The 26,448-nt window shown below is 73.9% G+C and carries 10 protein-coding genes (1 of these 10 running past the window's edge); 5 read left to right on the top strand and 5 right to left on the bottom strand.

The features are described from left to right. Nucleotides 1-14,833, bottom strand: the 5' portion of a protein-coding gene (locus ACLJT4_RS24010; protein WP_411125035.1) for a type I polyketide synthase. It extends 13,655 nt beyond the left edge of the window; the window shows 14,833 of its 28,488 coding nt (coding positions 1-14,833); it begins with the start codon at nucleotides 14,831-14,833; its stop codon lies beyond the left edge, outside the window. Between the two features lie 178 nt (nucleotides 14,834-15,011). Further along, complete coding sequence (locus tag ACLJT4_RS24015) at nucleotides 15,012-16,046, bottom strand: GDP-mannose 4,6-dehydratase (protein WP_411125037.1); 1,035 nt, start codon at nucleotides 16,044-16,046, stop codon at nucleotides 15,012-15,014. Nucleotides 16,047-16,347: 301 nt separating this feature from the next. On the opposite strand from ACLJT4_RS24015, the gene ACLJT4_RS24020 reads away from it, so the two are divergent. From ACLJT4_RS24020 to ACLJT4_RS24035, 4 genes are all read left to right on the top strand, one after another. Beyond that, nucleotides 16,348-18,102: an ABC transporter ATP-binding protein gene (locus ACLJT4_RS24020; RefSeq protein WP_411125039.1), complete on the top strand. Its 1,755-nt coding sequence runs from the start codon at nucleotides 16,348-16,350 to the stop codon at nucleotides 18,100-18,102. Next, entirely contained in the window at nucleotides 18,080-19,900 is a 1,821-nt protein-coding gene (locus ACLJT4_RS24025) for an ABC transporter ATP-binding protein (protein ID WP_411125041.1), read from the top strand. The genes ACLJT4_RS24020 and ACLJT4_RS24025 overlap by 23 nt, the downstream gene beginning before the upstream one ends. Before the next feature lie 131 nt (nucleotides 19,901-20,031). Further along, nucleotides 20,032-20,295, top strand: coding sequence for a DUF6207 family protein (locus tag ACLJT4_RS24030; RefSeq protein WP_235217554.1), 264 nt, complete (start codon nucleotides 20,032-20,034; stop codon nucleotides 20,293-20,295). Nucleotides 20,296-20,407: 112 nt separating this feature from the next. Continuing rightward, entirely contained in the window at nucleotides 20,408-21,142 is a 735-nt protein-coding gene (locus ACLJT4_RS24035; protein WP_411125044.1) for a hypothetical protein, read from the top strand. Nucleotides 21,143-21,230: 88 nt separating this feature from the next. Here ACLJT4_RS24035 and ACLJT4_RS24040 read toward each other — a convergent pair whose 3' ends face one another. The 3 genes from ACLJT4_RS24040 to ACLJT4_RS24050 all read right to left on the bottom strand — a co-directional run bounded on the left by ACLJT4_RS24040 (nucleotide 21,231) and on the right by ACLJT4_RS24050 (nucleotide 23,064). Then, nucleotides 21,231-22,100: a dienelactone hydrolase family protein gene (locus ACLJT4_RS24040; protein ID WP_411125046.1), complete on the bottom strand. Its 870-nt coding sequence runs from the start codon at nucleotides 22,098-22,100 to the stop codon at nucleotides 21,231-21,233. Between the two features lie 179 nt (nucleotides 22,101-22,279). Continuing rightward, nucleotides 22,280-22,837: a signal peptidase II gene (gene lspA, locus ACLJT4_RS24045; protein ID WP_411125048.1), complete on the bottom strand. Its 558-nt coding sequence runs from the start codon at nucleotides 22,835-22,837 to the stop codon at nucleotides 22,280-22,282. Between the two features lie 77 nt (nucleotides 22,838-22,914). After that, complete coding sequence (locus tag ACLJT4_RS24050) at nucleotides 22,915-23,064, bottom strand: hypothetical protein (protein ID WP_411125050.1); 150 nt, start codon at nucleotides 23,062-23,064, stop codon at nucleotides 22,915-22,917. Between the two features lie 94 nt (nucleotides 23,065-23,158). On the opposite strand from ACLJT4_RS24050, the gene ACLJT4_RS24055 reads away from it, so the two are divergent. Beyond that, complete coding sequence (locus ACLJT4_RS24055; protein WP_411125052.1) at nucleotides 23,159-26,371, top strand: lantibiotic dehydratase; 3,213 nt, start codon at nucleotides 23,159-23,161, stop codon at nucleotides 26,369-26,371. The last annotated feature ends 77 nt before the right edge of the window (nucleotides 26,372-26,448 follow it).

The following is a 26,448-nucleotide window of genomic DNA, read 5'->3' on the forward strand; positions in this document are numbered from 1 at the left end:
CCTGCACGGAGTAGGTGCGGCCGGCCCGGTCGGGGTCGGGGTCGTAGAGTCCGTCGGCGTCCCAGCCGCGGTCGGCGGGGAAGCCGGAGATCGCGTCGACCTCGTCCAGGGCGATCCGCCACAGGTCCTCGGCGGAGCTGACGCCGCCGGGGTAGCGGCAGCTCATGCCGATGATGGCGATCGGGTCGTCGTCGGCGGGCGGGCCCGTCGGGACGGCGACTACGACGGCGGACCGGGCGCCGGCGAGTTCGCCGTGCAGGAAGGCGGCCAGCGCGGCCGGGTTGGGGTGGTCGAAGACCATTGTCGACGGCAGCGTCAGGCCGGTGACGGACGCCAGCCGGTTGCGCAGGGCCACCGCGGTCAGCGAGTCGAAGCCGACGTCGCGGAAGGCCCGCTGGTCGGTGAGGTCCTCGGCGGAGGACAGCCCGAGGACGGCCGCGGCCTCGGTGCGGACGGTCTCCAGGAGCGTGCGCTGCCGCTCGGCGTCGGACAGGGCGTGCAGGGCGGCGGCGAACTCGCCCCGGGCACCGGCCCAGGCGTCCCGCTCGGCGGCCGCGGTGAGCCGCTGGACGTCCGGGACCTCGTCGAAGAGCGGGGTGGGGCGGCCCGAGGTGTAGACGGGGTGGTAGGTCTCCCAGTCCACGTCGGCGACGGCGAGGGCCCGCTCGTCGTCGTCCAGCGCGCGCTGCAGGCCGTTCAGGGCGAGCTGCGGGTCCATGAACTCCAGGCCGCTGCGGCGGATCGTCCGGGGGTCGACCCGGCCCAGTTTGAGGTCGTCGGCCCAGATGCCCCAGGACAGCGCCAGGGCCGGCAGTCCGCGGGCCCGCCGGTGCTCGGCGAGCGCCGCGAGGTAGGCGTTGCCGGCGACGTAGGCGGCGTGCGCGCCGCTGCCCCACATGCCGGCGGTGGAGGAGTACAGGACGAAGTCGTCGAGCTCTTCGTCGTCGAGGAGTTCGTCGAGGACCTGGGCGCCGGTGACCTTGGCGTGCAGCACCCGGTCGAAGTCGGCCAGCGTCGTGGCGTCCAGGGTGTGCAGCTCGATGGTGGCGGCGGTGTGGACGACGGTGCGCACGGTGCGGCCGTCGGCCTTGAGGTCGGCGAGCAGTGCGGCGACCGCGTCCCGGTCGGTGATGTCGCAGGCGGCCAGGGTCGCTTCGGTGCCCGACTCGGCCAGTTCCGCGGCGAGTTCGGTGGCGCCGGGGGCTTCCGCGCCGCGCCGGCTGACCAACACGACGTGTGCGGCGCCGCGTGCGGCCAGCCACCGGGCGAGGTGCGGGGCGAGGGTGCCGGAGCCGCCGGTGACCAGGGTCGTGCCGCGCGGCGTCCAGGTCCGGGCGGACGGTCCGGGGGCGGTCTCGGCGCGGACGATGCGCCGGGTGAAGATGCCGGAGGGGCGGACCGCGAGTTGGTCTTCGGCGCCGAGGGCGCCGGACAGCGCGGCGGCGAGTCGGCGGGCTGCCCGGTCGTCGAGGGCGGCGGGCAGGTCGATGGTGCCGCCCCAGCGCTGCGGGTGCTCCAGTGCCGCGGTCCAGCCGACGCCGACGACCTGTGCCTGGACCGGTGCGGTCAGCGCGTCGGCGCGGCCGGTGGAGACCGCGCCGCGGGTCAACGCCCATACGGGGGCGTCGATTCCGGTGTCGCCGAGGGCCTGGATCAGGGTCACGGTCAGGGCGGTGCCGAGGACCAGGGAGGTGCCCGGGACGGCGCCGGTCCGCTCGGCCGCGGCGAGGACGGAGACGATGCCGGTCCAGCCGCCGGTCTCCGCCGCTACGCCGGCCAGCCGCTCCCCGAGGACGGCCCGGTCGGTGCAGTCCTCGTCCAGGACCAGGCGGCGCACCTGTGCGCCGTGCGCCTCCAACGCCCCGACGACGTCGGCGTCGTCGATGCCCGCGGCGGTCACCACCAGCCAGGTACCGGTCAGGGTCGGGGGCCGCAGCGTGCCGGTGTGCGGCTGCCAGGCGACGCGGTAGCGCCAGGCGTCCACGGTGGAACGGTCGCGGCGCGCCCGGCGCCAGGAGGACAGGGCCGGCAGGACGGCGGCGACGGACCCCTCGTCGGTGCCGAGGGTGGTGGTCAGTGCGGAGACGTCACCGTCCTCGACGGCGGTCCAGAAGGCCGCGTCGTCCGGGTCCGCGGCGCCGCCGCCTTCCGGGACGGGCGGTACCGCCCAGAGGTGTTCGCGTTGGAAGGCGTAGGTGGGGAGGTCGACGCGGGACGCCCCGGTCTCTTCGAACAGCCCTGCCCAGTCGACGTCCACCCCGCGCACGAAGACCTCGGCGGCCGACAGCAGGAAGCGGTCCGCGCCGCCCTGGTCGCGGCGCAGCGTACCGGCGGCCACGGCCGGCGCCCCGGCCTCGTCGATCGCTTCCTGCACCGCCATCGTCAGCACCGGGTGCGAGCTGACCTCGACGAACGCCCGGTGCTCCGCCGCCAGCAACTCCTTCACCGCGTCGGCGAACCGGACCCGTCCGCGCAGGTTGCGGAACCAGTAGCCGGCGTCCAGTTCCGTGGTGTCCAGCCAGTCGCCGGTCACCGTCGAGAAGAACGGCACCTCCGACGGCTGCGGCGCCAGGTCCGCCAGCACCGCCAGGAGTTCCTCGTGCAGGTCCTCGACCTGGTGGGAGTGGGAGGCGTAGTCCACCGCGATCCGGCGGGCCCGGACGTCGTCTTCGGTCAGGCGGGCGTGCAGGGCGTCGAGCGCTTCGGGCTCGCCCGCGACCACGACGGACCGCGGGCCGTTGACGGCGGCCACCGAGACCCGCCCGTCGAACTCGCCCAGCCGCGACTCCACCTCCTCGACCGGCAACGCGACGGACATCATCCCCCCACGCCCCGCCAACGCCCGCCCAATCGCCTGACTGCGCAACGCCACCACCCGCGCACCATCACGCAACGACAACCCACCCGACACCACCGCAGCAGCAATCTCCCCCTGCGAATGCCCCACCACCGCATCCGGCACCACCCCATGAGCCCGCCACAACGCCGCCAACCCCACCATCACCGCAAACGACACCGGCTGAACCACATCCACCCGCCCCAACGACGGCGCACCCTCCACCCCCCGCAACACCTCGACCAACGACCAGTCGACAAACTCCCCCAACGCCACCCCACACTCCGCAACCCGCTCCGCGAACACCGCAGACTCATCGAGGAGTTGAGCCCCCATACCGACCCACTGCGACCCCTGACCGGGGAACACGAACACCGTCCGCCCCGCGACGTCGGCCACGCCGCGGGCGACCACGGGCGAGGCACCGTCGGCCGCGACCGCGTCCAGCGCGGTCAGCGGGTCGGTGCCGGCGGGCGGTACGACGACGGCGCGGTGGGCGAAGCGGGCGCGGGCGGACACCAGGCTGAGGCCGATGTCGAGCGGGCCGGCGGCCGGTTCGGCGGTCTCGACGTACGTGCGCAGGCGCTCGGCCTGGCCGCGCAGTGCGGCGGCGCTGCGGGCGGTGACCACCCACGGGACGACGCCGCCGGCGACCGGGGCCGGTGCGTCGGCGGCCCGCTGCGCCCCGACGGCGGATGCCGCGGTCGGCGCCTGCTCCAGCACGGCGTGGGCGTTGGTGCCGCTGATGCCGAACGAGGAGACCGCGGCCCGGCGCGGCCGGCCGGTCACCGGCCACTCCCGCGCCTCGGTCAACAACCGCACCGCCCCGGCGGACCAGTCCACGTGCGACGACGGCTCGTCCGCGTGCAGAGTCCGCGGAAGTCGGCCGTGGCGCAGGGCCATCACCATCTTGATCACGCCGGCGATGCCGGCGGCGGACTGGGTGTGGCCGATGTTGGACTTGACCGAGCCGAGCAGCAGCGCGTCCTCGGGATCGCGGTCGCGGCCGTAGGTGGCGAACAGTGCCTGGGCCTCGATGGGGTCGCCGAGCGGGGTGCCGGTGCCATGCGCTTCCAGGGCGTCGATGTCGCCGGGGACGAGGCGGGCGTTGGCCAGTGCCTGGCGGATGACGCGCTGTTGGGAGGGGCCGTTGGGCGCGGTCAGGCCGTTGGAGGCGCCGTCCTGGTTGATGGCGGAGCCGCGGAGGACGGCGAGCACCGGGTGGCCGTTGCGCTGCGCGTCGGAGAGCCGTTCGACGAGGACGATGCCGACGCCCTCGGCGAGGGTCATGCCGTCGGCGGCGTCGGAGAACGCCTTGCAGCGGCCGTCCTGGGCGAGGGCGCGCTGCCGACTGAAGGCGATGAACGGGTTGGGCGTCGTCATCACCGTGGCGCCGCCGGCGACGGCCAGGGTGCTCTCGCCGTTGCGCAGCGACTGGCAGGCCAGGTGCAGCGCCACGAGCGAGGAGGAGCAGGCGGTGTCGACGGTGACGGCCGGGCCTTCGAGGCCGAACACGTACGACAGGCGGCCGGACAGCACGCTGGGGCTGCTGCCGGTGACCATGTGGCCCTCGGCTCCGTCGCCCGCGCCGAGGCCGTACTCCTGGTAGCTGGAGCCGATGAACGTGCCGGTCAGGCTGGCCCGCACGGTGTCCGGTCGGATGCCGGCCCGTTCGAACGCCTCCCAGGTGGTCTCCAGCAGCAGCCGCTGCTGCGGGTCCATGACCAGCGCCTCGCGGGGCGCGATGCCGAAGAAGGTGGGGTCGAAGGCGTCCGCGTCGTGGAGGAAGCCGCCCTGGGTGGAGTAGGTGGTGCCGGGCCGGTCGGGGTCCGGGTCGAAGAGGTTCCCGGTGTGCCAGCCGCGGTTGACCGGGAAGTCGCTGATCGCGTCGGTGCCGGAGTCGACGAGGTCCCACAGCTGTTCCGGGGAGCCGACGCCGCCGGGGAAGCGGCAGGCCATGCCGATGATGGCGATCGGCTCGTCGTCGGCGGCGCCGGTGGCGACCGGGCCGGCGACTTCCAGGACCGCGCCGAGGACCTCCGCGCGCAGGTAGTGCGCGAGTTCCAGCGGCGTCGGGTAGTCGAACACCATGGTGCTGGGCAGCGACAGGCCGCTGAGGGTGCCCAGGCGCTTGCGGAGTTCCACGGCGGTCAGCGAGTCGAAGCCGACGTCGCGGAAGGCACGGTCTGCGGGGACCGCGTCGGCGGAGTCGTGCCCGAGGACGGTGGCGGCCTCGGTGCGGACGAGGTCGGTGAGCAGGCGCAGTTGGTCGGGTTCGGGGAGGGCGCGGACCCGGGTGACGAGTGCGGAGGCGTCGGCCGGTTCCGGTCCGGTGCGCCGGTCGTCGACGAGGGCACGGATCTCGGGCAGTGCGGAGAGCAGTGCGCTGGGGCGGGCGGAGGTGAACAGCGGGGCGTAGCGCTGCCAGTCCACGTCGGCGACGGTGACGGTGACGTCCTGGCCGAGCACGGCGCGGCGCAGTTCGGTCAGGGCCGGGGCCGGGTCGAGCAGGCCGAGGCCCTGGCGGCGCAGGGTCGCGGAGACCGCGTCGTCGGCGGCCATGCCGGCCTCGGCCCACGGGCCCCAGGCGACGGAGGTGGCGGCCAGCCCGCGGGCGCGACGGTGCAGGGCGAGCGCGTCGAGGTAGGCGTTGGCGGCGCCGTAGGCGCTCTGGTTGCCGCTGCCCCAGACGCCGGCGATGGAGCCGAAGAGGACGAAGAAGTCCAGTTCGCGGTCGCCGAGCAGGGCGTCGAGGTGGGCGGCGCCGGCGAGTTTGGCGGCGGTCAGGGCGGCGAAGTCGGCGGTGCTGAGGCCGTCGAGCGGTCCGTAGTGGCCGACGCCGGCGGTGTGCACGACGCCGGTCAACGGCAGTTCCCCGGGCAGGTCGGCGAGGACCGCGGCGAGCGCTTCGCGGTCGGCGGCGTCGCAGGCGACGACGGAGACCGACGGCCCGAGTGCGGCCAGCTCGTTCCGGAGTGCGGCGGCCCCGGGGGCGTCGGGGCCTCGACGGCTGGTGAGAACGAGGTGCTGGGCGCCGGCGCGGGCCAGCCAGCGGGCGACCTCGGCGCCCAGCCCGCCGGTGCCGCCGGTGATCAGGACGGTGCCGGACGCGGTGAACTCCCCGGCCGCGGGCAGTGCGTCGACGGTGTGCCGGACCAGCCGGCGACCGGACACGCCGCCGGCCCGCAGCGCCACCTGGTCCTCGCCGTCGGGGACGTCCTTGACGGCGAGGATGCCGGCGAGCCGCTGCCCGGCCCGTTGGTCGAGGACGTCCGGCAGGTCGACCAGGCCGCCCCACAGCCGGGGGTGCTCCAGGGCGACGCCGCGGCCCAGCCCCCAGGCGGCGGCCTGGACGGGGTGGGTGACCGGGTCGTCGGGGCCGGTGGAGACGGCGCCGCGGGTGGCGGTCCACAGTCGGCCCCGGGCGTCGGTGTCGGCGAGGGCCTGGACGAGCGCCACGGTCAGCGCCAGTCCTCGGGTGAGTGGTGGGCAGTCGTCCGCGGGCCGTTCGTCGAGCGGCAGTACGGACAGCACCTGGGTGGTGGCGTCCACGCCGTCGGTCCCGGTCAGGCGCTCGGCGAGGTGCTGGCGATCCGTGCAGGAGTCGTCGAGGACGAGGCGGCGCACGCGGGCGCCGTGGGTGCCGAGGGCGTCGGCCAGTGCGTCCAGGAGGTCGGCGTCGTCGGCCGCGGTGGCGTCGGAGGCCACCAGGAGCCAGGCGCCGTCGAGTACCGGAGCGGCGGGCTTGCTCAGCCGCGTCCACTGCACCCGGTAGCGCAGGGTGTCGAGGAGGTGCTTCTCCTGGTTGCCGCGCCGCCAGGACGTGAGGGCGGGCAGCAGGGTGTCCAGCGGCGGGTGGTCCTCGGCGTCCAGCCCGAGGATGGCGGCGAGCTCCCGGGCGTCGCCGCGCTCCACCGCGGCCCACAGCCGCTGGTCGGCGGGGTCGGTGGCGGTCGCGGCCGGGGCGGGCAACTGCGGCCAGTAGTGCTCGTGTTGGAAGGCGTAGGTCGGCAGGTCGGTGCGGCGGGCGCCGGTCCCGGCCAGGTACCCGGCCCAGTCCACGTCCACGCCGCGCACCTGGAGGCGGGCCACGGCGGTGGCCGCGGACGCCTCCTCGGAGCGGCCGGCGCGCAGCACCGGCACCAGTTCGACGTCGGGGTCGTCGCCGAGCGTGTCCTGGGCCATCGCGGTGAGCAGGCTGTCGGGGCCCAGCTCCAAGAAGGTGGTGGCGCCGGCCTCGCGCAGCGTCCGCACGCAGTCGGCGAACCGCACGGCCTCGCGGACGTGCCGCACCCAGTACTCCGCGGTGCACGCCGCCGCGTCGTCGGCGCGGGCCCCGGTGAGGTCGCAGACAAGGGGGATGCGCGGCGCCCGATACGTCAGCCCTTCAGCGACGGTGCGGAAGGCCGCCGTCATCCCGTCCATCTGCGGCGAGTGGAAGGCATGGCTCACCCGCAGCCGCTTGGTCTTCCGTCCACGCGCGGCGAAGGCGGCGGCGATCTCCTCGGCCGCGGTCTCGTCGCCGGAGACGACCACGGACTGCGGCCCGTTGACGGCGGCGAGGGCCACCGCGTCGGTGAGGTGTCCGGCGATCTCGTCCTCGGTGGCCTGGATCGCGTACATGGCGCCGTCGGCCGGCAGTGCCTGCATCAGCGTCGCCCGTGCGGCGACCAGGCGGCAGGCGTCCGCGAGGTCCAGCACCCCGGCGACGTGCGCCGCGGCGATCCCGCCGATCGAATGGCCCGCCACCAGGTCGGCCCGGACGCCCCAGCTCTCCACCCACCGGTACAGCGCCACCTCGACGGCGAACAGCGCGGGTTGGGTCCACCCGGTCTCGTCCAACAGGGCGGCCTCTTCGCTGCCGTCCTCGGCGAACACCACCTCGCGCAGCGGCCGGTCCAGCAGCGGGTCGAGCGCGGCGCAGACCTCGTCGAACGCCGCGGCGAACCGGGGCTGCCGCGCGTGGAGTTCACGTCCCATCGCGGCCCGCTGGCTGCCCTGTCCGGTGAACAGCACGGCGATCCGGCCGCGTCCGGCGGCTTCGCCCTCGACGACGGCAGGGTCCGGCCGGCCGGCGGCGAACGCGCCCAGCGCGGCGCGCAACTGGTCGTGGTCCTGCGCCACGACGGCGGCCCGTCGTTCGAAGCGGGTCCGGGTGGTGGCCAGGGAGAGCGCGACGTCCACGAGCGCGACGTCCGGCCCGTTCTGGAGGTGCTGGAGCAGCCTGGCGGCCTGACCGCGCAGGGCGTCCCGGGTGCGCCCGGTCAGGAGCAGCGGCACGGCGCCGGGCGAACGCTGCGGTGCATCGGCCGCGTTCGCCGCTCGGGGCGCCGGCGCCTGTTCGACGATGACGTGCACGTTGGTGCCGCTGATGCCGAACGAGGAGACGCCCGCGCGCCGGGCCCGGCCGGTCTCCGGCCAGGCGGTCTGCTCGGTCAGCAGTTCCACCGCGCCCTCGGACCAGTCCACGTGCGACGACGGGGCGTCCACGTGCAGCGTCCGTGGCAGCACGCCGTGCCGCATCGCCAACACCATCTTGATGACGCCCGCGACACCGGCCGCGGCCTGGGTGTGACCGATGTTGGACTTCACCGAACCCAACAGCAACGGCTGTCCGGCATCTCGGTCACGGCCGTACGTGGCGAGGAGCGCCTGCGCCTCGATCGGGTCACCCAGGGTGGTGCCGGTGCCGTGCGCCTCGACGACGTCCACGTCACCGACGGTGAGGCCGCCGCTGGCGAGTGCCTGGCGGATCACCCGCTGCTGGGACGGACCGTTGGGCGCGGTCAGACCGTTCGACGCGCCGTCCTGATTGACCGCCGAACCGCGCACCACCGCCAGGATCTCGTGACCGTTGCGGACCGCGTCCGACTGACGCTCCAGCACCAGCATGCCGACGCCCTCGGACCAGCCGACACCGTCCGCCGCGTCAGCGAACGCTTTGCACCGCCCATCAACCGACAAGCCCCGCTGCCGGGCGAAGTCCACGAACACCGCCGGCGTCGACATCACCGTCACCCCACCGGCCAACGCCAACCCACACTCACCACTGCGCAACGCCTGCATCGCCCAGTGCATGGCGACCAGCGAGGACGAGCAGGCGGTGTCGACGGTGACAGCGGGGCCCTCCAAACCCAACGTGTACGCCACCCGACCCGACGCCAGACTCGGCGAACTCCCACTCCCCTGAAAACCCTCGAACTCCGGACCCGCCAACATCGCGCTGTAATCGCTGTACATCACCCCGGCGAAAACGCCCGTCGCGGTCCCCCGCAGACTCAACGGGTCGATACCGGCCCGCTCCACCGCCTCCCACGACGACTCCAACAACAACCGCTGCTGCGAATCCGTCGCCAACGCCTCCCGCGGACTCATCCCGAAGAAACCAGGATCAAACTCCCCGGCCTCGTGGAGGAAACCGCCGGAACGCGTGTAGGACGTACCAGGGTGATCCGGGTCCGGATGGTAGAGGGACTCGACGTCCCAACCACGGTTCGTCGGGAAGCCGGAGACCGCGTCGGTGCCTTCGGTGAGGAGCTGCCACAGGTCCTCGGGCGAGCCGATGCCGCCCGGGTAGCGGCAGGCCATGCCGACGATGACGATCGGATCGTCCGCGACGACCGCGCCGCGCCGCGCCGCGGACGTCACCTCGGCCTGCGCGCCCAGGAGTTCGTCGCGGAGGTGGGTGGCGAGGTGGCTGACGGTCGGGTAGTCGAAGACCAGGGTGGCGGGCAGGCGCAGACCGGTGGCGGTGTTAAGGCGGTTGCGGAGTTCGACCGCGGTCAGGGAATCGAAGCCGAGGTCGCGGAAGGCGCGGCCGGCGTCCACGTCGCCGCCGGTGGCGTGGCCGAGGACCCGCGCGACCTGGCCGCGGACGAGGTCCAGGACCAGTTCCTGGCGACCCTCCTCGTCCAGTCGGCCCAGACGCTGGGCGAGGTCGTTCGCGGTGGCGGATCCGGCGCCTGCGGCACGGCGGGCCCGGACGCGGATCAACGACCGTAGCAGCGGGGGTACTTCACCCTGCGTCCGCAGAACGGGAAGGTCCAGCCGGACCGGAACGCAGGTCGCATCGGAACCGGCCAGGGCCGCGTCGAAGAGAGCCAGCCCCTGCGCCACCGAAAGCGGCGGAACACCGGAACGACTCAACCGGTCCGCCTCGGCATCCGACAACGAACCCGTCATCCCACCGGACCGCTCCCACGGCCCCCACGCCAACGACACACCCGGCAAACCAGCGGCCCGCCGCTGCACCATCAACGCGTCCAAGAACGCATTCGCCGCCGCATAGTTACCCTGACCAGGACTACCGAACGTCCCCGCCACCGACGAGAACACCACGAACGCACCCAAGTCCATCCCACGCGTCGCCTCATGCAGATACCACGCCGCATCCACCTTCGGCCGCAACACCGCCGACAACCGCTCCGGCGACAACCCAGCAACCAACCCGTCATCCAACACCCCGGCCGCATGCACCACCGCCGACACCCGATGACCAGCCACCAACCCCAACACCGCAGCACGATCGGACACATCACAGGCAACCACCCGCACCATCGCACCGGTCTCCGACAGCTCGGCGACCAACTCAGCCGCACCCGGCGCCCGTTCACCGCTACGACTGACCAACAGCAACTCCCGCACACCGTGCTCAACCACCAGATGACGGGCCAACACCGCACCCAAACCACCCGTACCACCAGTGATCAACACCGCACCTGCACCACCGGCGAACCCCGCACCCACACCCGCCGCCGACTCCCCCGCAGGCAACGGCCGACGGACCAGACGGGCGGCCCGCAGGGCGTCACCGTGCACGGCGAGTTGCGGTTCGTCGCTGACCAGGGCGGTGACCGGGAAGGCGGCGGGGTCCGTGTTCGGATCGAGGTCGAGGAGGGCGAAGCAGCCCGGGTTCTCGGACTGGGCCGAACGCACCAGGCCCCACACCGCGGCACCGGCCACGTCGTGCCCGGTCGTCGCGCCCCGGGTCACGAAGACCAGGCGGGCGGCGGCAAGGCGTTCGGGGCGGGTGAGCCAGGTCCGCACGGCGGCGAGCGCTTCGGTGGCGCAGCGGTGTGTGGCCCCTGCCGGGTCGGTTGCGTCGCCTTCGGTGCCCGGAGCGGCGAGGCCGGCGAGGGACAGTAGGACGGTGGTCGGGGCCGGGCCGTCGGCCGCGGCGAGCGCGGCGAGGTCCGGGTGGCCGGTGGTGTGGGTGAGAGCCGGGTGGGTCCGCAGTCCGAAGGGGTCGCGGCCGACGAGGGCCACCGCGTCGGGCGTGGTGGCCGGCGCGCGGACGGGAGTCCAGTCGAGGCGGAAGAGGGCGTCCCGGGCGAGCGCGACGGTGGTGTCGAGATGCTGGTCGGCGACGCCGCGCAGGACGAGCGAGTCGACGTGGAGCACGGGGGCCCCGGTGTCGTCGGCGACCGCGAGGGCGAGGGCGTCGTCGGCGGTCGGGGTCAGGCGGACGCGCAGGGTGGTGGCGCCGCTCGCGTGCAGGGCGACGCCCTCCCAGGAGAACGGCAGGCCGCCGCGCCCGCGTTCGCCGAGGCCGGTGAGGGCGGTGGCGTGCAGGGCGGCGTCGAGCAGCGCGGGGTGGAGGCCGAACGCCTCGGCGTCGGGCCGGGCGGTCTCCGGCAGGACGACCTCGGCGTAGACGGTCCCGTCCAGGCGCCAGGCGGCGCGCAGGCCCCGGAAGGCGGGGCCGTAGGCGAATCCGGCGTCGGCGAGCCGGTCGTAGTGGCCGTCGAGGGACAGTGGTTCGGCGTCGGCCGGGGGCCACTGGGTGGTGTCGAGGGCGGGCTGCGCCTCGCCGGCGGGGGCGGTGTCGGCGGTGGTGAGGACGCCGGTGGCGTGGGCGGTCCACGGGGTGTCGTCGCCGGTGTCGGGGCGCGCGTAGACGTTGACGGTGCGTCGGCCGGTGGCGTCGGGGGTGCCGATCCACAGCTGGACCTGGACGCCGCCGTGCTCGGGTAGGAGCAGCGGTGCGGCGAGGGTGAGTTCCTCGACGCGGTCGCAGCCGACCTCGTCTCCGGCGCGGACGGCGAGTTCGAGGAGGGCGGTGCCGGGCAGCAGCGTGGTGCCGCGGACGGTGTGGTCGGCGAGCCAGGGGTGGGTCTGCCGGGAGAGGCGGCCGGTGAGGAGCACGCCACCGGCGTCGGCGAGGGAGACGGCGGCGGACAGCAGCGGGTGGTGGGCGGCGCCGAGGCCGACGGAGCGCAGGTCGGCGGCGGCGCCCTGGAGGGCCTTGGGCCAGTAGCGGCGGCGCTGGAAGGCGTAGGTGGGCAGGTCGGTGCGGCGGGCGCCGGTGCCTGCGAAGTAGCCGGTCCAGTCGAGGGCGGTGCCGTGCACGTGCAGGCCGGCCAGAGCGGTGGTGAGGGCGTGCTCCTCGGGGCGTCCGGCGCGCAGGGCGGGCACCGTGACGGCGTCGGAGGCGACGGCGTCCAGGCAGTCCCGGGCCATCGCGGTCAGCACGCCGTCGGGGCCGAGTTCGAGGAAGGCGGTGGTGCCGTGCCGGGCGAGCCAGTCGATGCCGTCGGCGAAGCGGACGGCGTGCCGGACGTGGTCGACCCAGTAGTCGACGGAGGTGAGTTGGGCGACGGTGGCGGGCTTGCCGGTCAGGTTCGACACGACCGGCAGCAGCGGCGGGTGGAGGGTGAGGCCCTCGACGACGGTCCGGAACGCCGCCAACATCGGCTCCATGAGCGGCGAGTGGAAGGCGTGCGAGACGCGCAGTCGCCGGGTCCGGTGACCGTCGGCCGCGAGCCGGTCGGCGAGGTCGGTGACGGTGCGGTCGTCGCCGGAGAGCACGACGGCGGAGGGGCCGTTGACGGCGGCGACGGAGACCTGGTCCTCGTGGCCGGCGAGCAGCGGGACGACGGCGGCTTCCGGTGCCTGGACGGCGATCATCGTGCCGCCGTCGGGCAGGGCCTGCATCAGGCGGCCGCGGGCGGCGACGAGGGTGGCGGCGTCGTCCAGGGTGAGGACGCCGGCGAGGTGGGCGGCGGTGATCTCGCCGACGGAGTGGCCGGCGAGGTGGTCGGGGCGGAGGCCGAAGGACTCGACGAGCCGGTAGAGCGCGACTTCGACGGCGAAGAGGGCGGGTTGGGCGTAGGCGGTGCGGTCGAGCAGGGCCGCGTCGGTGCCCCACAGCACGTCGCGCAGGGGGCGGTCGAGGTGCGGGGCGAAGGCGTCCAGGGCCTCGTCGAGGGCGGTGGCGAACGCCGGGAAGCGGGCGGCGAGTTCCCGTCCCGTGCCGAGGCGTTGGGCGCCCTGGCCGGTGAGGAGGACGGCGAGGCGGGTCTCGGCGCGGGCGGTGCCGGTGATCGGGGCGGGGGCGGTGGTCGGGTCGTCGTCTTCGGCGAGCGCGGCGAGGCCGTCGGTGAGTGCCGTGCGGTCGGCGGCGAGCAGCACGGCGCGGTGCTCGAAGCCGGCGCGGGTGGTGGCGAGGGAGTGTGCGACGTCGAGCAGGTCGGTGTGCGGGTCGTCGTCGAGGGCGGTGCGCAGGGCCGCGGCCTGGCCGCGCAGGGCGTCGGGGGTGCGGCCGGAGAGCAGGACCGGGACGGTGCCCGGCGTCACGGGGGCGCTGGCCGGCGTGGTGTCGGTGCCGGCCGGGGCGTGGGTCGTCCCGGTCTCCTCGGGCTGCGCCTCGGGGGCCTGCTCGATGATGGTGTGGGCGTTGGTGCCGCTGATACCGAAGGAGGAGACGGCGGCGCGGCGCGGGGCACCGGTGGCGGGCCAGTCGGTGGGGTCGGTGAGCAGGCGCACCGCGCCCTGCGACCAGTCGACGTGCCGGGTGGGTTCCTCGGCGTGCAGGGTGCGGGGCAGCACGCCGTGCCGCATCGCCAGCACCATCTTGATGACGCCGGCGACACCGGCGGCGGCCTGGGTGTGGCTGAGGTTGGACTTGACCGAGCCGAGCAGCAGCGGCCGGTCCGCCGGGCGGCTCTGGCCGTAGGTGGCGAGCAGTGCCTGGGCCTCGACGGGGTCGCCGAGGGTGGTGCCGGTGCCGTGCGCCTCGACGACGTCGACGTCCCCGGCGGTCAGTCGGGCGTTGACCAGGGCCTGTTGGATGACCTGCTGCTGGGAGGGGCCGTTGGGGGCGGTCAGGCCGTTGGAGGCGCCGTCCTGGTTGACGGCGGTGCCGCGGACGACGGCGAGGACCTCGTGGCCGTTGCGGACGGCGTCGGAGAGGCGTTCCAGAACGAGGATGCCGACGCCCTCGGCCCAGCCGGTGCCGTCGGCGGTGTCGCCGAAGGAGCGGCAGCGACCGTCCGCGGACAGTCCGCCCTGGCGGCCCATCTCGATGAAGGTGCCGGGGCCGGACATGATGGTGACGCCGCCGGCCAGGGCGAGGGTGCACTCGCCGGCCCGCAGTGCCTGGGTGGCCAGGTGGACGGCGACGAGCGAGGAGGAGCAGGCGGTGTCGACGGTGACGGCGGGGCCGACCGTGCCGAAGGTGTAGGAGATGCGGCCGGAGAGCACGCTGCCGGTGTTGCCGGTGAGTTGGAAGCCCTCGGCGCCGTCGGCGGGGCCGACCCGGTAGTCCTGCGCCATGGCGCCGATGAAGACGCCGGTGCGGCTGCCCTTCACGGACGTCGGGTCGATGCCGGCGCGTTCGAACGCCTCCCAGGCGGATTCCAGGACGACGCGCTGCTGCGGGTCCATGGCGACCGCCTCGCGCGGCGAGATGCCGAAGAACTCCGCGTCGAAGTCGGGGGCGTCGTGCAGGAATCCGCCGGCGGCGGTCGGTGCGGTGGCGAGTGCCTCCAGGTCCCAGCCGCGGTCGGTGGGGAACGGGCTGACGCCGTGTTCGCCGGCCGCGACCAGTCGCCAGAGGTCTTCGGGGTTGCGGACGCCTCCGGGGTAGCGGCAGGTCATGCCGATGATGGCCACCGGTTCCTGGGCCGCCGATTCCAGCTCGCTGACCCGCCGCCGGGTGCGTCGAAGGTCGGCCGTCGCAAGCTTGAGGTAGTCCCGGAGTTTTTGTTCGTTGTCCATCTCAACTCAACCCATCTCGACAGCCGACGGCCGCACGTGAATGGCGTCCGACTTCTCCGCAGCATTCGGGCGGGAGGTCGGATCGCCACCTGGATTCGCCACTCACCGGGAGAATCCATGTGGCGAGTGTCGTCGGAATTCCCGCGGGAATCCCCTAGTGTTCGAAAGCCTGGCCCTATTACCAGTTGGCGGTGAGCAGGAGGTCGGCGTATTGGTTTTCGCGGGAAACCTGCGCCAGGTCGGAATCGACCATCATGCGCATGAGGGCGGGGAAATCGACGTCCGGTTTCCAGCCGAGGCGGTCGCGGGCCTTGGCACTGTCGGCACACAGCACCTCGACCTCGGCGGGCCGCACCAGGTCGGGGTCGATGACGACGTGGTCCTGCCAGTTCAGGCCGACGTGTTCGAAGGCGAGCCGGACCGCGTCGCGCACCGAGTGCATCTGGCCGGTGCCGATGACGTAGTCGTCGCCGGCGTCCTGCTGGAGCATCAGGTGCATGGCGCGGACGTAGTCGCCGGCGTAGCCCCAGTCGCGGACCGCGTCGAGGTTGCCCAGGGAGAGCTTGTCCTGGAGGCCGTGCTTGATGCGGGCGACCGCGAGGGAGATCTTGCGGGTGACGAACTCCTGGCCGCGGCGCGGGGACTCGTGGTTGAAGAGCATGCCGGAGACCGCGTACATGCCGAAGGACTCGCGGTAGTTGCGGGTGATGTAGTGGCCGTACGCCTTGGCCGCGCCGTACGGGCTGCGCGGATGGAAGAGGGTGGTCTCGCGCTGCGGGGTCTCCGCCGCCTTGCCGAACATCTCCGAGGAGGACGCCTGGTAGAAGCGGATCTGACCGCGCGGGTTGACGGTGCGGGAGGTGGACAGGCCGCTGACCATCCGGATGGCCTCCAGCATCCGCAGCACGCCCATGCCGTTGACCTCGGTGACGAGTTCCGCCTGCTGCCAGGACATCGGGACGAACGAGATCGCGCCGAGGTTGTAGACCTCGTCGGGCTGCACGCCGTCGACCGCGGAGACCAGGCTGCCCTGGTCCATCAGGTCGCCGTCGATGAAGTTCAGTTCGGCGGCGAGCCGGCTGACGCGGGACTTGCGGGGGTTCGCCTGGCCGCGGATCAGACCCCACACCTGGTAGCCCCGCGACAGCAGGTGCTCCGCGAGATAGGAGCCGTCCTGGCCGGTGATTCCGGTGATCAGCGCTCGTTTGGACATGGCCAACCCTTCTCGATCACGAAAGAGACCGTCCAAACCCTGGAGCTCGGCCACGACCTGGCGTCGAATACGCAGTCCGGACGATAGATACCGGCACGCTCGCAAGCCGCGGAAGACGCTGTCAACGCATTCCGAGGTTTTTAGGGAATTCCCGAGTTCCGGACCGTCAGGAGTGCGCCGGCGTCGCCAACACTAGTGAGATTTCGGTGCGGAATGCGGTGCAATGACGTGGGTCGGCGGAACGGCCGACCGCGTCCACCACCGAGCGGCCCGGCGCCGCCGTCAACCGGGGTGTTCCTCCGTGCTGCTGAGACTCCTGCGGGCGCAGTTGCGCCCCTACGCGGGGGCCGCCACCGCCCTCGTCGCCCTCCAACTCGTCCAGATCCTCGGCACGTTGCTGTTGCCGACGCTGGGTGCCGCGCTCATCGACCAGGGCGTGGTGCGCGCCGACCGCGATCGGGTGACCGAGCTGGGGGCGGTGATGGTGGCGGTGGCCGTGGTGCAGGTCGCGGCGGCGCTCGGGGCGGCGGCGCTGGCGGCCCGGACCTCGACGGCGATGGGCCGCGACCTGCGGTCCGCGGTGTTCCGCCGCATCCTGGACTTCTCCGCCCGCGAGGTCGGGCGGTTCGGCACGCCGTCGCTGCTCACCCGTGCCGTGAACGACGTGCAACAGGTGCAGAACCTCGCCCAGTCCGGTTTCGGCATCGTCGTCTGCGCCCCGCTGATGTGTCTGGGCAGCGTGCTGCTGGCGCTGCGTCAGGACGTGCCGCTGGCGCTGCTGCTGGTGGTGCTGGTGCTGGTGGTGGCGGTCTGTTTCGGTCTGCTGCTGGCCCGGATGGGCAGCCTGTACGCGCGGATGCAGGTGACCCTGGACCGGCTGGGGCGGCTGTTGCGCGAGGCGATCACCGGGGTGCGGGTGGTGCGGTCCTTCGTCCGCGACGACCACGAACTCGGCCGCTTCGCGCAGACCAACGACGCGTTCCTGGCCCTGTCCCAGCGGGTGGGCCGGCTCATCGCGACGATGTTGCCGGTGGTGCTGCTGATCATGAACGGGTTCACCGTCGCCCTGCTGTGGACCGGTGCCCGACGGATCGACGCCGGCAGCATGCCGATCGGTGCGCTCAGCGCGTTCCTCAGCTACCTGTCGCTGATCCTGATGTCCGTGGTGATGCTCGCCTTCGTGTTCCTGTCGGTACCCAGGGCCAGGGTCTGCGCCGGCCGGATCGCGGAGGTCCTGGACACCGTGCCGAGCGTGGCCTCGCCCGCCGCGCCGCAGCCGGTGCGGGGCCCCGCCGGCCGGATCGCCCTGCACGGCGCCGGGTTCCGCTACCCGGGCGCCGAGGAGGCCGTCCTACGGGACGTCGAGCTGACCGTCGAACCGGGCGAACGGGTCGTGGTGCTCGGCAGCACCGGCAGCGGCAAGACGACCCTGCTGAACCTCGTGCTGCGCCTGTCCGACGCGACCGAGGGCACCGTGCGGATCGGCGGAACCGACGTCCGCGAGCTGGCCCCCGGCGTGCTCGCCGCCGCCGTGGGCTTCGTCCCGCAACGGCCGTACCTGTTCTCCGGCACGGTCGCCGACAACCTGCGCTTCGGGCGGCCGGACGCCACCGACGCCGAGCTGTGGGAGGTGCTGCGGGTGGCCCAGGCCGCCGATTTCGTGGCGCGGATGCCGGACGGCCTCGACACCGCGATCACCCAGGGCGGCGGCAACGTCTCCGGCGGCCAGCGCCAACGGCTGTCCCTCGCCCGGGCGCTGCTGCGCCGCCCGGACGTCTATCTCTTCGACGACTGCTTCTCGGCCCTCGACCAGGCGACCGAGGCCGCGCTGCGGGCGGCGCTGGTGCCGTACACCGCGGGCGCGACGGTGCTCGCCGTCGCGCAGCGGGTCTCGGCCACCCACGAGGCGGACCGCATCGTCGTCCTCGACCGCGGGCGGATCGTCGCCCAGGGCAGCCACGACGTGCTGCTGCGCACCAGCCCGACGTACCGCGAGATCGTGCTCTCGCAGCTCACCGAGGAGGAAGCCGCCCATGGCCGCGCCGGACGTCCCTGAGGAGCAGCCCGCGGCGCCCCGGCCGGTCCGTCGGCTCGTCGGCCTGTTGCGGCCGCAGCGCCGCGCCGTGCTGCTCGCCCTGGTGACGGGCGTCGGCGGGATCGTGCTCAACGCGTTCGGGCCGCTGCTGCTGGGCCGGGTCACCGACCTGATCGCCGACGGTGTGCTCGGTGGCGGCCCGGGCCCGGCGCCCGGCGTCGACACCGGTGCGGTCGGCCGGCTGCTGCTGGTCCTGCTGGCGCTCTACCTGGTGGCGTCGCTGTTCCTGTTGGCCCAGGGCCGGCTGGTGGCGTCCGCGGTGTGGCGCACCATCCACGACCTGCGCCGCCACGCACGAGAGAAGTTGACGCGGTTGCCGTTGCGCCACTTCGACCGGGAGCCGGCCGGTGAGCTGCTCAGCCGCACCACCAACGACATCGACAACCTCCAGCAGATCCTCCAGCAGACCCTCGCCGAGCTGATCACCGCGGTCTTCTCGCTGCTGACGATGCTGGTGCTGATGCTGGTGATCTCACCGGTGCTCGCCGCGGTGATGCTGCTCAGCGTGCCGGTCTCGGCGCTGCTCGCGGCCCGGATCAGCAAGCGCGCCCAACCCCACTACGCCGCGCAGTGGTCCGCCAACGGGGCGCTCAACGCCCACGTCGAGGAGGTGTGCTCCGGACACGCGCTGATCAAGGGGTTCGACCGGCGCACGGCGGCCGAGCGGCGCTTCGACGCCTGCAACGACGCGGTGTACCGGGCCGCCGCCAAGGCGCAGTTCGCCTCCGGCGCCATGGAACCGGTCATGATGTTCGTCGCGAACCTGGGCTACGTGCTGGTGGCCGTCGTCGGCGCCTGGAAGGTGGTCAACGGCTCCCTGACGCTCGGTGACGTCCAGGCGTTCGTCCTCTACGCGCGCCAGTTCAGCCAGCCGGTCGTGGAGATCGCCTCGGTGGCCGGCCGGCTCCAGTCCGGCATCGCCTCCGCCCAGCGCGTCTTCACCCTGCTCGACGCTCCTCAGCAGGCGGCCGACCCGCTCCGGCCCGACGCACCGGCCCGCGCCGAGGGCCGGGTCGAGTTCGCCGACGTGTCCTTCCGCTACTCCCCCGACACGCCCCTCATCGAACACCTCTCGCTGACCGTGGAACCGGGCAGCACCGTGGCGATCGTCGGTCCCACCGGCGCCGGCAAGACCACCCTCGGCAACCTCCTGATGCGGTTCTACGAGCCGGACTCCGGCCGCATCCTCCTGGACGGCACCGACACCGCCACGATGAACCGGGCCGACCTGCGCTCCCGTTTCGGACTGGTCCTCCAGGACACCTGGTTGTTCGGCGGCACGATCGCGGAGAACATCGCGTACGGCGCGCCCGGGGCCTCCCGCGCGGACGTCGTCGCCGCGGCCGAGGCGACCTGCGCCGACCGCTTCGTCCGCACCCTGCCCCAGGGTTACGACACCGTCCTGGACGACGAGTCCTCGACCGTCAGCGCCGGCGAGAAGCAGTTGCTCACCGTGGCCCGGGCGTTCCTCGCCCGGCCGGCCGTCCTGGTCCTGGACGAGGCCACCAGCTCGGTGGACACCCGCACCGAGGTCCTGATCCAGCGCGCCATGAACTCCCTGCGGGCCGGCCGGACCAGCTTCGTGATCGCGCACCGCCTGTCCACGATCCGCGACGCGGACCTGATCGTCGTGATGGACGGCGGCCGCATCGTCGAACGGGGCACGCACGACGAACTCCTGCGCGCCCAGGGCCTCTACGCCCGGCTGCACGCCGCCAGGACCCAGCCGACGACCACTGCCAACGTGGCTACCAGTTGACCCGCGCACCCCACGGGTCCTCCCCCGTCAGCCTGCACCCCACGGTCAACTCGCACCACGCCTTGACCACGTTCGGATGAACCCTGCCGGCTTCTCCTTACGGCGCCGGGCGAAATGGGTCATACAGAACTGTGCATATCCACGAGGAACATGTCAGCGAGCCCGGGATGGTCGTCATCGACGTCACCGCCGCCGACGAAGCCACCGCCACCCTTGCCGCGGCCGAGCTGGGGCGCCTGTGGCGTTCCAGCGGCCCCTCGGCACCCTGGCACACGCCGGGCCGTCCGGGCGTCTCCGTCCGCGCCTATCTGGACCTGCGGCACCGTCCCGCGGCGACCGAGGAGGTGCATCCACTGCCCGGATCGCGCCGGAAGTACCGCACGCACGGCAAGTAGGCCGGCCCCGCCACTGCGGTGAGGACGAGCAGGACCGCCATCCCGACCTCGCGGGCGACCACTTCCGGGAAGGCCCCCGTACCGGCCCCGCACCACGGGCACCATGATGCCCATGACGACTGAGGACTTCGGCGCTGCCGGACACCCCACCGACACCGATCGGCCGCACTCCCCGGCGCAGCCGGACCGACCAGCCGCTCCGCGCGCCCTGTGGACCCGGCCCTGGGCCGCTGGACTAACCGGCTTGGTGGTCGGCGCGGCGGCAGTGGGCGCCACCTGGCTGACCCTCGCGGACGGCGACGACGCCACCGGGGGCAGCGGAGTGGGGCCGACCTCCACCAGCAGACTGACGCTCCCCGCCACCCTGGGCACGTTCGTGGAATTCCAGGGAGCCGCGCGCCGCTCCGATAGTCGCGGCGCGGACCAGACCGCACAGCGGATCGCCAAGTCCGATGCGGAGAGCACCCACTTGCTGTCCCGTGCGTACGGGGGTGCCGGGGCAGCCGTCCGCACCTACGCGCAACAGGACGATGCGTCCACCACCGTCCTGGTCAGCGCGGTGCGCGGCGGGAGTCCGGCGCCGTTCGTCCCCTATCAGGACGCGGCGGCCCTCGGACTGGTCAGACCCATGCGCGAGGTCCGCACGGTGGGTGACGTCGCCTGCCTGATAGTGAACCAGCCGACACCGGCGGGCCAGACACCCCGCCCGGACTCGGTGAACGTCGACCACTGCCAGCGCACCAAGGAGGGCCTGACGGTCACCGTCGGCAACATCAGCGGGGACCTCCGCACCAGCCCCGATCAGGTGGCGGCCCTGGTGGAGGACGTCTGGTCGGACGTGACCTGACGCCCGGCACGCCGGGGGCGGCTCCCGCGGTTCTCGGGCCCGGGAGCCGCCCCCGTGCCCGTGGTGCCGGCCGCTGGTCGGAGACCGGCTACCGCTCCTCGGACGGCGTGGCCGTCGCCTCCGAGGACGTGGCACCGGGTTCGGCCAGGAGGCGGGTGCGGAAGAGGTCCAGCACCTGGTCCAGGGCCGCGCGGGTCGGCTGACCCGGTTCGTCGATGAGGTGCTCGGTCAGCACGGAGTGCGGCGCCTTCGCGGCGTTCGGGTTCGCCGCCGAGTCGGGGAGTTCGACCGCGACGAAGGCGTCGCCCAGTTCGCGGCGCAGGAAGGCGAACCGGTCGTCCGGCACCAGGCGGTCACTGCGGAAGCGCAGCCCCAGCACCTGGAGGCCCTCGCGCGCGCAACGGCCCCGCACGGTGGCCAGGTCCGCGGCCGAGATGTCGATGCCGGCGGCCCGGCTCCTGGTCAGCGGGAACGGCATCGACGGCTGGGACAGCACGGGCGCCAGCAGCCGGTCGTCGACCGCCATCCCGAGGGCGAAACCGCCGGTCAGGCACATGCCGACGGCTCCCACACCGGGCCCTCCGCAGCGCTCGTGCTCGTCCGCGGCCAGGGCCCGCAGCCACGTCACCACGGGCGAGGACTGCCCGGTGGCCAACACCGTGAACTCCCGGCTCACGCAGACCTTCCGCAGCGACGCGGCGAGGTACTGGCCGGCCTTCCGCCGTCCGACGTTGCCCGGATCGGGATCGCGGCCCGGGGTGCCGAAGAGCACCGGGAGGACCGCGGTGCAGCCGATCGCGGCCACCCGTTCGGCGAAGGCGAGCACCTTCGGCGTGATGCCGGGAATCTCCGCGATCACGATGACGGCGGGGCCGGTGCCGCGCCGGAGGATGCGGCGCGTGACGCCGTCGTGGGTGAAGGTCTCCCGGTCGAAGCCGGTCAGGTCATGATCTGCCATGGGATACCACCCTGGTGACGGATGACGGCTCGGGACCGGTCGGCTGGTGCCTGCCGGCCGAGGCGCCGCGCTCCGCCCCGTCCGGTGCCCTGCGCGATCCGGTGTGTTGTGCTGCGCGCGATATTACCCACGGGTCAACCGGCGGGACCACCGGGCCGGTGCTCCCGGACCGCACCGCCTCACGGCCGCACGGTCCCGGCGGACGCCTCGCCCGTCGTGCCGCCGGCACCGCCCAACTCCCAGCCGCGGAAGGAGCAGTAGACGATCAGGACGCCGCCGCCGACGATCGCCCAGTCGGCGAGGTTCATCACGCTGAAGTCGCGGACGGCGAGGAAGTCGACGACCGCGCCCCGCAGGCCGCCGGGCGCACGGAAGACCCGGTCCGTGAGGTTGCCGAGGGCGCCGCCGAGCAGGAGTCCCAGTGCGATGGCCCACGGGACGCTGTGGAGCCTGCGCGCCAGGCGCACGATCGCCACCGCGACGGCCGCCGCGATCAGCGTGAACACCAGGGTCATCGCCCCGCCCAGGCCGAAGGCGGCACCGGAGTTGCGCACCACGCGGAGTTCCAGCCACGTGCCGAGCACCGGAACCGGCGCGTGGTACTCCAACTTCTCCACGACGAGGAGCTTGCTGCCCAGATCGACCGCGTAGACGAAGACGGCGATGGCCAGGAGGAGCGGGGTGCGTCGCCGCCCCGTGCTCACCGCCGCCCCCTCATCCGTCGCGGTCTCGTCCATGGCCCCGTTCTCGTGCGTCAACGTGCTTCACCCCGTTGCTCGTTGTTCCAGTCCACCCCATCGGGGGGCAGTCCACCTTACGGGTGGACGCGGCCGGGGACGTCGACGATCCGCGGGCCGCGGTGCGCCGCGCCCCGCCAGGCACCGGGCGGCCGCGCGTCGACCGTGAGCGCCTCGGCCGGATCCGAGTACCGTCGTCCGCGCGGACCACGAGAATTCTCGTTCATATACAAGTAAACGGTGCGTCACGTAGGGTCCGCGGACGGCCCCGGGCGCGGGATGCCGGCGTCCGGGGAACCGGGAAGTGAGGGGAAGTCGCTCGTGTCCGGTGAGTGCCTGTTCCGCGGGGTCGGCTTCGGTCTGGTGCGGGCCCCGGTCCTCCCGTCGTGCCGCGCGGGGGACGCCCGGACGCGCCCCGGCCACGACCCCGACGAGGCCGCCGACCCGGCCGGAGCCTTACGTGCCCTGGCGGCCGACCCGCTGGTCCGGGAGGCGGTGTCGGTGGCCGGTTCCGCGCTGTCCGAGGTCGTGCGGCGCGTGCTCGACGACGCGCCGGACATCGGACCGGTCAGGCTCCGGCGCTCGGTGCAGGCGTTGGCCGCCGCCCGGCTGCGGATGAGCACCCGCCCCACGTCGTGCGGACTGATGGCGGGGGTCGCACCGGTGCGGTGCGCCACCGACGGGACGGCGGCGAAGGTGCACTGGGGCGGCGCCCATCGCCGCGCGGTCCGCCCGGACCGGGAGTGGTTGGCCACCGTCGTCGCGGACTGGGAACGGCGCCCGGGCGTACTGCGCCACCTGCGCGTGGTCGTCAACGCCCTGTGCACCGATCGTGGTGGCCGGTTGGTCCTGCCGTACGCACCGCAGGCGGCGCCGGCGGACGGCTCCGAGGGCGCCGTCGCGGACGACGCCGGGGACCGGCGCACGGTCCGGGAGGTGAGCGTGCGCAACACCGTGGTGGTGCAGGCCGTGCGGGAACTCGCCCACCGGCCCCTGCGAGGAGCCGAGTTGGCCCGCGCGCTGCGGCAGCGCTTCCCCGGCGCCACCGAGGAGACCGTGTACGCGACGCTCGGCGAACTGGTCGCCAAGGACATCCTGCTGACCGAGGCCCGCCCGCCGCTGGAGGCCGTCGACCCGTTGCGGCACGTGCTGCGGGCCTGCGCGGGCGTGCCCGACGCACACCTTCCGGAGCTCGCCGAACTCCGCACGATCGAGGGCGAGTTGTCGCGCTACGCGGCCTCGGAGGTCGGGGGTGGGAGCGCCGCGCTGGAGCGGGTGCACGGTCGGATGCGGCGGTTGTACGACCGGCCGTCCCCGCTCCGCGTGGACCTCGTCCTGGACGTCGAGGTGCGGCTTCCCGGCGCGGTGGCCGAGGAGGCCGCGCGGGCGGCGGAGTTGTCGTGGCGGTTGGGCCCGCGCCGGTCCGAGCCCCGGCGGCTGCGCGAGTACCGCGAGGCGTTCGTGGAGCGCTACGGGACCGCTCGCGTCGTCCCGGTGCTGGAGGCGCTCGACCCGGACGTGGGACTGGGCGCGCCGGCCGGCTACCGGCGGCCCGGCGCCCCCCGGCCGGGCCGGGCGGACGAGGCCGACCCGGAGCGGGACCGGACCCTGGCCGAGTTGGCCCAACAGGCTCTGTTGGGCGGCGGTTCCGAGGTGGTGTTGACGGACGACCACCCCGCGGTGCGCCGCCTGGCCCGCGACGACGGACGGCCACCGGCGTCCTTGGCCCTGCACGCCCGGCTGCTCGCCGCGTCCGCCGAGGCGCTGTCCGACGGGCGGTTCGGCCTGGTGCTGACCGGCGGTGCCGGGCCGGCGGGGGCCGTGTTCGGGCGGTTCGGCCACCTCCTCGACGATCGTTCGGGCGCCGAGTTGGGCACCCTGGTGCGGGGCGGGGCGCCGGACGGAGCGTTGCGCGCCCAGGTGACGTTCCGGCCCGGGCACGCCCGGCACGACAATGCGGCGCAGGTCCCGCAGTGGCTGGACCACCTCCTGCCGGTGGGGTGCTTCGCCGATCCGGACGACCCCGGCGTGCTGGACCCGCGCCGGCTCGCCGTCCGCGCCGAACCGGACCGGCTGCGCCTGGTGGACTCCGCGACCGGTCGGCCCGTCGACCCGGCCGTCTTCCACCTCCTCACCCCGCAGTGGGACCTGCCCGACGTGGCGCGCTTCGCCGCCGAGCTCGCCGAGGGCGGCACCCGTCCCTGGCGTGCCTGGGACTGGGGCGGGGCCGACGTGCTGCCGTACCTGCCGCGGGTGCGTTACGGGCGGACCGTGCTCGCGCCGGCACGGTGGCGGCCCGCCCCCGAACTCCTCGACGCCAGGCTGCCGTTCGCGCAGTGGTGGGATGCCTGGCAGCAGTGGCGGGAGCGGTGGCGGGCCCCCGGACGGCTGTGGGTGGGACGGCGGGACCGGGGCGTCCAGGTCGACCTGTCGCTGCCCGGACATCCGGCGCTGCTGCGGCACGAGTTGTTGCGGTCCGGCCAGGTCGAACTGCACGAGGTGCCGGCCGATGCCGCGGGCCACCCGGACGGTTGGCTGCGCGGCCCGGACGGCGCCCACCACGCCGAGGTCGTCCTCCCCCTGCGCCTGGCCCGGGGCGTGGACCGGCCGGCCCCGTCACCGCCCGCGGCCCGGCGCCACGTCGCGCCGCGCGCCACGGCCGGCGTGCACCTGCCGGGCGGGGAATGGCTCTCCACCGCGTGGTACGCCCCGGCCGAACGGCACGAGGAGTTGCTCGTCGGCCACCTGCCGGGGCTGCTGGAGCAGCTCCCGGCGGAGGTGGACCGGTGGTTCTTCGAGCGCCACCGCGATGCGTACGGGGCACATCTCAGGCTCCGGTTCCACGCGCCGCCCGAGGTGTTGGCGGGGCGGCTGCTGCCGCGGCTGCACGACACCACCGGTCGGCTGCGCGCCGGCGGCCTGCTCGGCCGGGTGGTCTGTGACGTCTACGACCCGGAGCTGGAGCGGTACGGCGGGCCGGAGGCGATCGCGGCCGCCGAGCGGGTCTTCCACGCCGACAGCGTGACCGTGGTGGAGCACCTGCGCCGCAGGTTCGCCCGGCAGGACGGTGCCGAGCCGCTGCTGCTGGCCGCCGCGGGCCTCGCCGACCTCGCGCGCGCCTTCCACGACGACGGCTCCGCGGGCTCTGTACCGGACGGCGGGCACCGCGCGGGTGCGGACTGGTTGTTGCGGTCCGTGCCGAGGGACGACGAGGCGTACCGCGCCTTCCGGGAGCGCCGGCGGCAGGTGCTGTCCCTGGTCGACCCCTACCGCAGTGTCCCGGGGCCGGCCGCCGCCGGGGACGTGTTGCGCACCGCGTGGCTCCGCCGCGGAGAACAGGCGTCGCGTTACGGCCGGCTGCTGCGCGGACTGGGCCAGCGCTCCTGGAGCCACTCGGACCAGGTGCTGCGGGGGCTCCTCCAGGCGCACCACAACCGGCTGGTCGGTCTCGACCCGGAGTCCGCGCGCCTGGCCCACGCGGTGGCCCGCGGTGCGGCCGCGGCGCACTCCGACCGCAGGAGGCAGGGCCGGTGACCGGTCCCACGGCTCCCGTCCGGCCGGTAGCTGCTAGCGTTCCCGACCGGGGAACGGCACGCCGGCCAAGGCCGGTT

Origin of the sequence: Streptomyces sp. x-19 (assembly GCF_046549115.1) — a bacterium.
Taxonomy (GTDB): domain Bacteria; phylum Actinomycetota; class Actinomycetes; order Streptomycetales; family Streptomycetaceae; genus Streptomyces; species Streptomyces albulus_C.

Excerpts from the sequence above, each read along its gene's own strand:
- ACLJT4_RS24025 (WP_411125041.1), top strand. The coding sequence starts at position 18,080 with ATGGCCGCGCCGGACGTCCCTGAGGAGCAGCCCGCGGCGCCCCGGCCG.
- ACLJT4_RS24035 (WP_411125044.1), top strand. The coding sequence starts at position 20,408 with ATGACGACTGAGGACTTCGGCGCTGCCGGACACCCCACCGACACCGAT.
- lspA (WP_411125048.1), bottom strand. The coding sequence starts at position 22,837 with ATGGACGAGACCGCGACGGATGAGGGGGCGGCGGTGAGCACGGGGCGG.
- ACLJT4_RS24040 (WP_411125046.1), bottom strand. The coding sequence starts at position 22,100 with ATGGCAGATCATGACCTGACCGGCTTCGACCGGGAGACCTTCACCCAC.
- ACLJT4_RS24015 (WP_411125037.1), bottom strand. The coding sequence starts at position 16,046 with ATGTCCAAACGAGCGCTGATCACCGGAATCACCGGCCAGGACGGCTCC.
- ACLJT4_RS24050 (WP_411125050.1), bottom strand. The coding sequence starts at position 23,064 with ATGAACGAGAATTCTCGTGGTCCGCGCGGACGACGGTACTCGGATCCG.